This is a genomic window from Mycolicibacterium houstonense, assembly GCF_900078665.2.
Lineage (GTDB): Bacteria > Actinomycetota > Actinomycetes > Mycobacteriales > Mycobacteriaceae > Mycobacterium > Mycobacterium houstonense.
Genome location: NZ_LT546222.1, coordinates 1 through 3750 on the forward strand (window position 1 = coordinate 1; position 3750 = coordinate 3750).

The 3750-nt window shown below is 68.2% G+C and carries 3 protein-coding genes and 2 pseudogenes; all 5 read left to right on the forward strand.

The window, feature by feature from the left end; all coding sequences use genetic code 11:
* A pseudogene (locus tag BN4332_RS34830) lies at positions 1–126 on the forward strand (dTMP kinase); the annotation flags it as partial.
* Between the two features lie 51 nt (positions 127–177).
* A complete protein-coding gene (mtrA, locus tag BN4332_RS32685) occupies positions 178–864 on the forward strand; it encodes a two-component system response regulator MtrA (RefSeq protein WP_019343547.1) in 687 nt (228 codons plus the stop codon).
* Entirely contained in the window at positions 861–2522 is a 1662-nt protein-coding gene (gene mtrB / locus BN4332_RS32690) for an MtrAB system histidine kinase MtrB (RefSeq protein ID WP_066903484.1), read from the forward strand. The genes mtrA and mtrB overlap by 4 nt, the downstream gene beginning before the upstream one ends.
* Complete coding sequence (locus tag BN4332_RS32695; protein ID WP_066904558.1) at positions 2519–3625, forward strand: LpqB family beta-propeller domain-containing protein; 1107 nt, start codon at positions 2519–2521, stop codon at positions 3623–3625. The genes mtrB and BN4332_RS32695 overlap by 4 nt, the downstream gene beginning before the upstream one ends.
* Positions 3626–3666: 41 nt before the next feature.
* Positions 3667–3750: pseudogene (locus tag BN4332_RS33110) on the forward strand (ComF family protein); the annotation flags it as partial.

The window sequence follows — 3750 nt, forward strand, 5'->3', positions numbered from 1 at the left end:
GGGCTGCAACAGCGCACCGGTGCGGTGTACTCCGCGCTGGCCGCCGCCGACTGGTGCGGCCGATGGGCCGTCGCGGGACCGGATGTGGATCCCGCGGCACTCGCGGGGCGGCTCAGCAGCAGATAAAGCCAGAAACCCGCGTGTGGTACCCCGGTTTTATCGCGATCGGGTGACACCATGGACACCATGAGGCAAAGGATCCTTGTCGTCGACGACGACCCATCGCTGGCTGAGATGCTCACCATCGTCTTGCGTGGCGAGGGATTCGACACCGCGGTCATCGGCGATGGCAGCCAGGCGCTCACCGCGGTCCGGGAACTGCGACCCGACCTGGTCCTGCTGGACCTGATGCTGCCGGGCATGAACGGGATCGACGTGTGCCGGGTGCTCCGTGCCGATTCCGGCGTGCCGATCGTCATGCTGACTGCCAAGACCGACACTGTCGACGTGGTGCTCGGCCTGGAATCCGGCGCCGACGACTACGTGATGAAGCCGTTCAAGCCCAAGGAGCTGGTGGCCCGGGTGCGCGCGCGGCTGCGCCGCAACGAGGACGAGCCCGCCGAGTTGCTGTCGATCAACGATGTCGAGATCGATGTGCCTGCTCACAAGGTGACCCGGCAGGGCGAGCAGATTTCGCTGACACCGCTGGAGTTCGACCTGCTGGTGGCGCTGGCACGCAAACCGCGGCAGGTGTTTACTCGTGATGTGCTGCTCGAACAGGTGTGGGGATACCGCCACCCCGCTGACACCCGTTTGGTGAACGTGCATGTCCAGCGGCTGCGGGCCAAGGTCGAGAAAGACCCGGAGAACCCGCAGGTGGTGTTGACCGTTCGAGGAGTGGGATACAAGGCCGGACCCCCGTGATCTTCGGCTCCAGACGGCGCATCCGTGGGCGCTGGGGAGGTTCCGGCCCACTGTTGCGCGGATTGGGGACGCTTGGCAGGGCCCTGAGCCTGGTGTGGCGGCGTTCGCTGCAACTTCGGGTCGTCACGTTGACGTTGGGGCTCTCGCTTGCCGTCATCCTGGTGCTCGGCTTCGTGCTGACCAGCCAGATCACCGACCGGATCCTCGAGGTCAAGGTCAAGGCCGCCACCGAGGAGGTGGAACGTGCCCGGGTCACCGTCGGCGGCATCGTCGGCGGTGAGGAGAGCCGGTCGCTGGACAGCAGCCTGCAGCTGGCCCGCAACACCCTGATCGACCGCAAGGCCGACGCGCGCGCGGACATCGCCGGGGCATTCGACGCGGTGCTCATCGTCCCCGGCGACGGGCCGAGGGAGGCCACGGCGGCCGGGCCGGTGCAGCAGGTGCCGACGGCCCTGCGCGATTTCGTCAAGGCCGGCCAGGTCAGTTACCAGTACGCCACCGTGCAGACCGACGCGTTCTCCGGGCCGGCGTTGATCGTCGGCAGCCCGGCATCCTCGTCGGTACCGAATCTTGAGCTGTACCTGATCTTTCCGCTGAACAACGAGGAAAGCACCATCGCGCTGGTCCGCGGCACGATGGCCACCGGTGGGGTGGTGCTGCTGGGCCTGCTCGCCGCGATCGCGTTGCTGGTGGCCCGTCAGATCGTGCAGCCGGTGCGGTCGGCCTCGCGCATCGCCGAGCGGTTCGCCGAAGGACACCTCACCGAGCGGATGCCGGTGCGCGGCGAGGACGACATGGCCCGGCTGGCGGTGTCGTTCAACGACATGGCCGAGAGCCTGTCGCGGCAGATTCAGCAGCTCGAGGAATTCGGAAATCTGCAGCGCCGCTTCACCTCCGACGTCAGCCACGAGCTGCGCACCCCGCTGACCACGGTGCGCATGGCGGCCGATCTGATCCATGACCACGCCGAGGATCTCGACCCCGCGCTGCGACGGTCCACCGAGCTGATGGTCAACGAGCTGGACCGGTTCGAAACCCTGCTGGCCGATCTGCTGGAGATCTCCCGGCACGACGCCGGCGTGGCCGAACTGTCGGTGGAGTCGGTGGACCTGCGCTCCACCGTGCAGAGCGCGCTCGACAACGTCGGGCACCTGGCCGCCGACGCCGAGGTGGAACTCGACGTCAACATGCCCGACGACGAGGTGATCGCCGAGGTGGATCCGCGCCGGGTGGAACGGATTCTGCGCAACCTCATCGCCAATGCCATCGACCATGCCGAGCGCAAGCCGGTACGGATCAGGATGGCCGCCGACGAGGACACCGTGGCCGTCACGGTCCGCGATTTCGGTGTCGGCCTGCGCCCCGGCGAGGAGAAATTGGTGTTCAGCCGGTTCTGGCGGTCGGATCCGTCGCGGGTGCGTCGCTCCGGCGGTACCGGCCTGGGCCTGGCCATCAGCATCGAAGACGCCCGTCTGCACCAGGGCCGGCTGGAGGCCTGGGGTGAGCCGGGCAAGGGTGCCTGCTTCCGCCTGACCCTGCCGCTGGTCCGCGGTCACAAGGTGACCACGAGCCCGCTGCCCCTGAAACCCGTTGCGCCGCAGCAAGGACAGCGGCGGCGCCCCAGCCGAGACCGGGAGCCTGCGGAGGAGAGCGTGTGAAGCGCCTGCTGACGGTGGTGATCGTCGGTTTGGTCGTGCTGGTGTCCGGATGCGCGGGAATCCCGAATTCGTCCTCCCCGCAAGCGATCGGGACGGTCGAGAAGCCGGCACCGCCGAACCTGCCCAAACCGGCCCCGGGCATGGATCCCGATGTGCTGCTGCGTGAATTCCTCAAGGCCACTGCCGATCCCGCCAACCGGCACCTGGCGGCCCGGCAGTTCCTCACCGAGTCCGCCTCCAGTTCCTGGGACGATGCCGGCAGCGCGCTGCTGCTCGACCGCGTGGTGTTCGTCGAAACCCGTGGGGCGGATCGGGTCTCGGTCAGCATGCGGGCAGACATCCTGGGTTCGCTGTCCGACATGGGAGTGTTCGAGACGGGGGAGGGGGCCCTGCCGGATCCCGGTCCCATCGAACTCGTGCAGACCCCGGCCGGTTGGCGCATCGACCGGCTACCCAACGGCGTTTTCCTTGACTGGCAACAGTTTCAGTCCACCTACAAGCGCAACACGCTCTATTTCGTCGACCCCACCGGAAGTACGGTCGTGCCCGATCCGCGCTATGTGGCGGTGTCGGATCCCGACCNCACCAACGTGGTGCGGGCGATCCGCGACGCGTCCGGGGTGCCGGCCCGGATCCCGGTCGACGCGGCGGCGGTGTCCACCCGGTACCCAGGCCCCATCACCGAACTGCAACTCTCCCGCGACGGCGCCCGCGCGGCGATGGTGATCGGCGGACAGGTGATCCTGGCCGGGGTCGAACGGACTCCCGAGGGCCAGTTCCTGCTGACCTATCCGCGGCGCCTGGGTTTCGGCCTGGGCAACAGCGCGGTGTCGCTGTCCTGGCGTACCGGCGACGACATCGTGGTCAGCCGGACCGATCCGGCGCACCCGGTGTCCTACGTCAACCTCGACGGAGTTAACTCGGACGGGCCCAGTCGCAATCTCCTGGCCCCGGTCGGCACGGTGGCGGCAAATCCGTCCACGGTGTACGTGGCCGACCAGCGCGGGGTGTTGCAGCTGTCTTCGGCGGTCAACGACAACCCGGGATGGGTCGAGGTCCGCCCGTTGATGGTGCCCGGAACGCTACCGGTGCTGCCCGGCTGACTCGGCCGTGAGATGTCGGTGCCCGCGCGCAGACTGCCGGCATGCTCGACCTGATCCTGCCGCTGGAATGTGGCGGTTGCGGGGTCGCGTCGACGCGCTGGTGTGCGTCGTGTGCGGGGCAACTG

Excerpts from the sequence above, each read along its gene's own strand:
- mtrA (WP_019343547.1), top strand. The coding sequence starts at position 178 with ATGGACACCATGAGGCAAAGGATCCTTGTCGTCGACGACGACCCATCG.